This window comes from Azospirillum endophyticum (assembly GCF_016595245.1).
GTDB lineage: Bacteria > Pseudomonadota > Alphaproteobacteria > Azospirillales > Azospirillaceae > Azospirillum > Azospirillum endophyticum.
In genome coordinates this window covers 1-6,101 of record NZ_JAENHM010000006.1, presented here as the reverse complement: position 1 = coordinate 6,101, position 6,101 = coordinate 1, and the positions used below count along the sequence as shown (strand labels likewise).

The window sequence follows — 6,101 nt, the reverse complement described above, 5'->3', positions numbered from 1 at the left end:
TTTCGCCTGCCTCATGCTCGGAAAAGCTGTCGCCATCCTACAAGTCCCTAACAGCCTCTAGGCGAGTTGGACGGGCCGTACATCCAGTACCGCAATTATGCTTTTCGGCGATGGGCTTGGCAGGCGAGCGCTTGATGGCTCGCCTCCCTGTCGCCCAGGAGAAGACGGTGGTGGGCTCGATCGACCGGCGTCTCCGGGCGACGGCTATGACCGGCTCGACAGCGAAGCGTACTGAACCGCGCCGAACTCGAACCTCGCATCAGCGGCATGAAGCAGCGTTTGTCGCGCCTGGAAGAAGAGCGGCGCAAGGCAGCCGAGGACGCCAAGTGGAGAGCAAATTGGCGCTGATCATTGGTCGCCTTGAGGATTTCGCCAACTAAGGTTCACCAGAGCTTGGATGAGCTGGACTGGAGCGGCATGTGCGAGATCATTCGTGCCATGGTTCGCCGGATCGAGATCGACGGCGATCACGTTAACGTCGTTTTCCGCATACCGCCGTCATCGAAGGATGCCGCAAGCCCTTTCGGCGGAACCTGCCCCGAGGGTGATAATTGGCAACATTGTCGAGGCGGTCATCATCGGGTTGATCGGAGCGATGCTGATGGAACAGAACGGCGAGTGGCAGACACAGAACCGCCGCATGCAGGTCGAGGCCATGGCTGGGATGGTGCCGACCGGGGCCGTCTCCGTAATCACTTTTCCACCCAAAGCCGCCGGACCTATGATCTCCACTGCACCAACCGATTTTCCACCACTCTGATCGCCTTAGATCGGGTCAGGACGAGGGATCGATTCGCTTCATCGTCTTGCGGCAATGGATCAGCGCGTCGCGAATCATGAAGTTGACCAGCGTCGGCGACACGCCGAGGGTCGCCGCGATGTCCTTTTGGCTGTGGCCGTGGATTCGGTGCATCTCGAAGGCGTAGCGGGTGCGGTCCGGCAGATCGGCCAGGGCGGATTCGAGCGTCTGAAGGAGCTGGCGGTTTACGTTCACGCTTTCCGGCGACGCCGCGTCCGGCGTGCTGACCGACTGCCCTTCCTCCTCCGATGCGAGCAGGCGTGACTCCATGCCCTTCCGGCGGTAATGATCGATCGCCAGATTGCGGACGACCATCATCAGATAGCCCCCCTTGGCCCGGATGGAATTGGTCGGCTCCGCCCCCAGAAGTTTGAGAAAAGCGTCCTGGACAACGTCCTCGGCATGGTGGCGGCAACCGGTGATCCGCTCGGCAATGCCGATCAACGAACGCCGGTGCGTGGTGAAGACGTCGCACAGGGTCTGGCTTTCGACGGATCCTACCTGTCGCATGAAGAGCTCCTTGTGCAGAGTGAAGCCGGGGCGGGGCTGCAATCCCTATGGCTTGACAAGCCGCCGCAGGCTAATGCAATTGACAATTATTTGCAAATAGGAAAACGGCAGAATTTCCCAACGCGTTTTCCAGCGTGCGTTGCAGGGGCTTTGGATGACCGATCGTCTCACGGGGCTCCGCCCGACCACAGGACGCCGCGGCACCGGCCGCAGCGGGCCGGGGCTCGGTTGGCTGACGGTCTGCTGCGTTGCGGGCGGCTGGGTGGCGCTGCCAACCGATGCTCTTGCCAGCGCCTTCGACCAACCCGCCGATCCGGCAGCCATCCAGCGCCCGGCCGAACGCCCGGCAGTGCAGGAGATGCCGCTGGCGATCCCCGCCCTGCCCCTTCGGGAGGCACTGACCGCCTTCGGCCGGCAGACCGGCCTGCAGATTCTCTACAGCCCCGACATCCTGCCCGACCACCGGTCGCGGGCCCTGTCGGGGCCGATGGACCCCGCGGTCGCGCTGTCCATCCTGCTGAGCGGCACCGATCTCGCCTTCGACATGCGGGACCGGGTGGTGACCATCGGCCGGCTGCAGGAAAATCCCGGTTTCCTTCCGGGCTTGGCGGTGGAGGGCCACACACCGTCCGCCGGGCAGGCGGTGCGGGGTCCCGCCCACGGCCGCGGCGCGGGCAAAACCGCAACGCCCGTGGAGGATCAGCCGCAAGGACTGTCCATCGTGACGCGGGAGGAGTTGGACCACCGCGACGTCCAGGACATCAACGGCGCGCTCGCCTACAGCGCCGGTGTCCGTCCCATCGACTATCCCGGCGGGCAGGGAGCCATCGACGTCTTCGTCCGCGGTTTCCGCCAGAGTTCGGAGTCCGTCATGATCGACGGGCTGCGCAGCGGCTACAATCCCTATGGGATCGAATACGAGCCTTTCGGCGTGGAGCGGGTGGAAGTGCTGAAGGGGCCGGCCTCCACGCTCTACGGCGCGATGCCGCCCGGCGGGGCCATCTCCCTGACCAGCAAGCGCCCGACCGCAAGCCCGTTCCATCGGCTCCAGCTGCAAAGCGGCAGCCATGACCGGCGTCAGGTCACCGCCGATCTCAGCGACCGGATCGACGCCGGGGGGACGCTCCGCTACCGACTGACGATGCTGTCGCGGCGAAGCGGCACCCAGGTCGAACACACGCCGGACGACCGCCTCTATGTCGCGCCCGCCCTGTCCTGGTCCGCCGGCGAAGGAACCGACATCACGCTGCTCGCCAGTTATCTCGATTTCCGCAAGATGGGGGCGGAGCAGAGCTTTCCGGCATCGGGGACGGTGCTGGACAATCCCTATGGGCGCCTGGATTCGAGCCTGTTCCTCGGCTATCCGGGATTGAGCTCCTACCGCTCGCGCACCCTGTCGGCCGGCTACGACATCCGGCATGCCCTTTCCAGGAACTGGACCGCGACCCAGACCCTGCGCTACAGCCACAGCCGCGTCGGCTATCTGTCGAGCTGGGCGGCCTCGGGCCTGCTGGAGGCGGACCGCCTCTACCGGTTCGGACTGCAGGACCGTCCGAAGACAAGCTCGACTCTTCTGGTGGATACCAACCTGCAAGGCAGCGCCGCCACCGGCCCGCTGCGCCACAGCCTGCTGGCCGGGATCGACCATGGCCGCTACCGGGCGCACGAGACGCGGCGGAACGGCACGGTGGCCAACGCGCTCGACGTCTTCGATCCGGTCTATGGCGGGCCCTATGGCTGGGACACGATCCTGGCCCGCGACCTGACCGACAGCATCCGCCAGACCGGCCTCTATGCCCAGGACGAGATCGCCGCCGGCAACTGGCGGCTGACGCTCGGCGGACGGCTGGACTGGAGCCACACCGGCAGCGTCGGCAGCCTGTCCGGCGGCCCGCTGCTGGAAAGGACTCAGTTTGATCGGGCCTTCACCAAGCGTGCCGGGCTGGCCTACCGGTTCGAAAACGGCCTGACGCCTTACGCCGGCTATTCGACCTCCTTCCAGCCGAACAGCGACAGCGACGTGCAGGGCCGCCCCTTCTCACCGAGCCGGGGGACGCAATGGGAAGCCGGATTGCGCTACCGGCCCGCCGGCTTCGACGGGCTGCTCGGCCTGTCCCTGTTCCGCGCGGTCCAGCGCGGCCTGACCACCGCCGATCCGGACAACCCCGGCTATTCGCTCCAGACCGGGGAGGCGCGGTCGCGCGGCGTCGAGCTGGAGGGCAAGGCGGCGCTCGGCAACGGGACCGAGCTGACGGCGGCCTACAGCTTCACCGACGCGCAGGTCACCCGCGACACCCCCTATCCCGGCGGAACCGACCGGACCGGAAAGCGGGTGGCCTCGGTTCCCCGCCATGCCGCCGCGGTCTGGCTGCGGCGGCATATCGAGGAGGGAGCGGCCGGCGGCCTGACCGCCGGCCTCGGAATGCGCTATGTCGGCGCGGCCTACAACGCCTCGAACAGCGTGCGCGTCCCCCCCTACCTGCTGGTCGACGTCAGCTTCGGCTACGATCTGGGACGACTCGGTCCGGCGCTCGACGGCGCCGGCATCGCCCTGACCGCGACCAACCTGTTCGACCGCCGCTATTTCTCGCCGGGCTTCTACGACAACTCGGTCTTCTACGGAAATCGCCGGGCAGTGCTGGCGACCCTGTCCTACAGCTGGTGACGGCCCTCACCCGGCCTCATCCAGATGCCGGCGCAGCGCGGCGGCGATCAGAACCTGCGCCTCCTCCGCCTCGTCCACCAGGGCGCTCATCCTCAGGAAATCGTGCGTCATGCCGGCATGGATCCGCGCATCGACGGCGGTGCCGGCCTCCGCCAGCATCCGCCCATAGGCGATCCCCTCATCCACCAACGGATCGCACTCGGCCAGCACGAGCAGGGCCGGTGCCAGGGACGATGCGACACCGGGCGGCAGTTCCGCCAGCAAGGGCGAGAACCGCCCGTCGCGCCGGTCCGCCTCCTCACGGGCGTAGTGGCGATAGAACCAGTCCAGCGTCGCCCGCTCCAGCAGATGCCCTTCGCCATAGCGCCGCAGCGAGCCGGTGTCGGCGGTGGCGTCGGTCACCGGATAGATCAGCACCTGAAGCCGCGGGCGCGGCAGGCCGGGATCCGTGGCGGCACGCAGGCTGATCGCCGCGGCAAGACTGCCGCCGACGCTGTCGCCCCCCACCGCCAGCCGCCCGGCGTCGAGCCCCGGACCGGCACCGTCCCTGCCAAGCCAGGCCAGCGCGTCCAGCGCATCGTCGAAAGCCGTGGGGAACCGATGCTCCGGGGCCAGCCGGTAGCCGACGGACAGGACGGCGACCCCGCTCTTCGATGCGATCGACCGGCAAAGCCCATCGTGGGACTCGAGGCTGCCGACGACATAGCCGCCGCCATGGAAGAAGAGCAGCACCGGAGCCAACCCACCGGTCGGGCCGTCCGCATAGAGACGGGCCGGCAGATCGACACCGTCACGGGCGGGGATCGATAGCTCCTCTACCCTGTCCACCGGCTCGCCGCCGGGATCCATCATGCGGGAGGTGCGCTCGAAGGCAAGCCGTGCCTCCGCCGGGGACAGGGCGTGCATCGGCTTCACCCTGCCGTCTTCGCGCCCCCCCGCCGCAAGCGCGAGGAAGGCGGCGATATCGGGGTTCACTGCCATGGATCGTTGCTCCGGGTTCGGATGGACACGCTCATTCCGCGGCATCCGCCAGGTTGGTTGTCGTGGTGTCGGGCCGGGCCGCCGGCGATCCCGCACCGCCGCCCAGCATCTCTTCCGGCATCTCCGCCAGGAAGCCCGCCAGGAAGCCTTCGTCGCGCGGCGCCTCGAAATGACCGCAGCCCAGCGTCCGCCACGACATCGGGTTCCCGCCGAGCTGCGCCTCCAGCCGCAGCCGGTCGGCGTCGCGGCCGGCGATCCACCAGCCCTGCGCCGCGGCGGCGACCGGCGGGCAGGCAGGCTGCGCCGCGGACAGGCGCTTCAGATGGCGGGCCGTCAGGAAGGCCTGCGTCAGCTCATCCACCCCCATCGCGACCCCCAACCCTTCGGCGGCACCGGTCCGATGGGCATCGAGGGCTTGGAAGACGACGCTTCGGATCGCGTCCGCCGCCTCCCGTTCGTCCTGCGGCCGGACGACGGCAGCGCCCGGCAGCATCACCGACAGGAAACCGGCCAGATCGTCGCGCCAGTCGTCCACCCCGCGTTCACCGTTTTCCAACGACGGCACGAAGGGATCGAGCAGGGCGAGCCGCCGGACGGTCTCTCCCCGGCGTTCCAGTTCCGCCGCCATCAGCGCGGCGAGCGTTCCACCCAGCGACCAGCCGAGCAAATGGTAGGGCCCCTGCGGCTGCCGCTCGCGCAGCAGGTCGACATAGTCCCGGGCCATCTCCTCCAGCGAGCGGTCCCGCCATGCCGGATCGAGCAGCATGCGCGACTGGATCGCCAGCACGCCACACCGCCCCTCCAGCCGGCGGGCCAGCGGCTCGTAATCGAAGACCGTGCCGAAACCGGCATGGACGCAGACCAGAGGCGGCTGTCCGGGCACCTGCCGGTTCAGCGCCAGGATCGGAGACGGTCCGGCCTTCGACGCTGCCGCTTCCGCGACCGTACCGACCAGTTCGGCAATCGTCGGCTTGCGGATCAGGTCGCGCAGCTTGAAGGACACCCCAAGCGACTTCAGGGCGCGGGCGCGGCTGACCAGCTGGATGGAGAGGATGGAATCGCCGCCCAGCTCGAAGAAGTTGTCAGTGACGCCGACGCTCTCCAGCCGCAGCAGCTCGCACCACAGCGCCGCCAGGGCACGCTCCG

Annotated in this window: 4 protein-coding genes and 1 pseudogene; 2 read left to right on the top strand and 3 right to left on the bottom strand. The window is 68.0% G+C overall.

What is annotated here, in order from left to right:
• Positions 1 to 565: 565 nt before the first annotated feature.
• Positions 566 to 760 (top strand): annotated as a pseudogene (locus JHL17_RS36905) (hypothetical protein); the annotation flags it as partial.
• 15 nt (positions 761 to 775) lie between these two features.
• Here the strand turns inward: JHL17_RS36905 and JHL17_RS01530 are convergent.
• On the bottom strand, positions 776 to 1,309 hold the full coding sequence (locus JHL17_RS01530) for an RNA polymerase factor sigma-70 (protein WP_200190294.1): 534 nt from the start codon (positions 1,307 to 1,309) through the stop codon (positions 776 to 778).
• Between the two features lie 154 nt (positions 1,310 to 1,463).
• On the opposite strand from JHL17_RS01530, the gene JHL17_RS01525 reads away from it, so the two are divergent.
• Positions 1,464 to 3,974, top strand: coding sequence for a TonB-dependent siderophore receptor (locus JHL17_RS01525; RefSeq protein ID WP_200190293.1), 2,511 nt, complete (start codon positions 1,464 to 1,466; stop codon positions 3,972 to 3,974).
• A 6-nt stretch (positions 3,975 to 3,980) separates the two neighbouring features.
• Here JHL17_RS01525 and JHL17_RS01520 read toward each other — a convergent pair whose 3' ends face one another.
• The gene (locus tag JHL17_RS01520) at positions 3,981 to 4,955 is read right to left on the bottom strand and encodes an alpha/beta hydrolase (protein ID WP_200190292.1); all 975 of its coding nucleotides are present in this window, start codon (positions 4,953 to 4,955) and stop codon (positions 3,981 to 3,983) included.
• Between the two features lie 31 nt (positions 4,956 to 4,986).
• On the bottom strand, positions 4,987 to 6,101 hold a 1,115-nt coding region (locus tag JHL17_RS01515), incomplete at its 5' end, for an alpha/beta fold hydrolase (protein WP_200190291.1).